The sequence below is a fragment of the Thalassolituus sp. UBA2009 genome (assembly GCF_002335285.1).
GTDB lineage: Bacteria > Pseudomonadota > Gammaproteobacteria > Pseudomonadales > Oceanobacteraceae > Venatoribacter > Venatoribacter alkanivorans.
Genome location: NZ_DDCJ01000098.1, coordinates 1,513 through 3,115, shown reverse-complemented (window position 1 = coordinate 3,115; position 1,603 = coordinate 1,513). Strand labels below are relative to the sequence as shown.

Sequence of the window (1,603 nt, the reverse complement as noted above, 5' to 3'; positions counted from 1 at the left end):
TCAATGTATTTCAGGACTAGACATTCGTTATTTACTGCCGGTCTTAATGTACCCGTGCACCGCTATCCAGCCATTCGCTGATTAAACGCAGTTCTTCTGCACTGAGCATGGCGCTGTGATTAATGCGCGGGGTATTTTCATCCGGGTTAAACAGGTAGTTGCTGTGATCCGGTTCGGTGCTGAACAGTTCGAAGAAATTCGCTGATTCAAGAGCTCCCAGATCGGACATCAGCACGCGGCTGTAGCAGGTAAAGCAGTCGTTGCCTGGCTGTTCAACAAAAGGCAGTTCCTGCTGACGACGGCAGTGGTTGCTGCTCACCGGGCTGAACTGGTTGGCCAGATACATATAGGTCGCGCGTGGGCTGAACAGCTCGCGGTATGACACGATATTGGCTTTATCCAGTGCTACGCCGTCCCAGGTCAGATCCAGGCCGGTGGCGCCGGAATTATCGTGGCAGGCAACACAGCTGCGGCCGCTGTTGTCGCGTCCGCTTTTTTCCCACAGCGGCTGCACATGGTCGGTGTAGGTGATGCGGGCACTGCAGTCTTTATCCCAGCTGTTAATACAGGCGCTGCTGGCCGGTGCCGGAGTATCCAGCTGACTGTAGCTGTAGCTGATATCGGCGGCGGCATTGCTCAGGCTCCACACGTCCTGATAACGGATGTCGGTGCTGACAACAGGCAGACTGTGCTGATGATCTGCCAGTGCTTCGGCCATGGTCTGACCATCTTCGCTGGCAACAATCGCGCTGTTGGTATTGGCGAAGGCATAACCGGCATGACCGCCCGGATTGACCTCAGAATCTTGCTGATAGTGCAGGGTTTCACCGGCAGCAACGTTCAGCGTGTGCGCTGACAGGGCATTCAGGTAAGCATAATGCTCGTTCTTGCTGGCCAGTGCTTTCAGACGGCTGTTCACCACTTCCAGCGTAAAATCGGTGTTGGCTGGTACTTTAAACAGAGCGGAACCATCGGGCTGAACCGCGGCATAACCCAGCAGTTCTTTGTCTGAACTGAGGACGCGGATAAAACGCTCACTGCGTTCATTCAGCGGAAACAGGGCCGGATCGCGCAGAGCAGCAATGCCACCCTGGCTGGCCATCATATCGACGCCTTCAACTTCATAAATGCTGCGGATATTCACCACACCATAGTGGTTGCCGATAGGCTGGTCCGGCTCGGTGTAGGCGCAGTCTTCGCTGTCGTTAAAATCGTCGAGCAATGATGCGAGAGCAACGGCTTCTTCACGCTCGGCACGGCTGATGCGGCACTGAGCCAGCAGTTCGCTGCTGCGGTTAATGGCATCGCTGATGGTGCCGGTTAAGGCAGCGCCATTGGCCTGGTTCAGGCGGGCGGCAATCCACTGATGTGACAGAATAAAGAGTGCATCGCCACGCGGTGGCGTATGCAGGTTATTCAGCCAGGTCTGGCCACAGATATTGGTGTCTTCGCTGACCAGATAATCCGGAACGGCAGGCCATGCAACCTGCTGGCTTGGGTTGCTGGCATAGCGGTTATGGTTTTTCCAGTAACCCTGACCGGAATAACAGGTGCCCGGAGTTGGCCCGGTAGGATCAGTCGGATCGGTAGGATCGGTAGGATC

General features: G+C 55.6%; 1 pseudogene. It reads right to left on the bottom strand.

Going from position 1 to position 1,603, the window contains the following annotated elements:
* Nucleotides 1-43 precede the first annotated feature (43 nt).
* Nucleotides 44-1,603 (bottom strand): annotated as a pseudogene (locus B3P58_RS12030) (hypothetical protein); the annotation flags it as partial.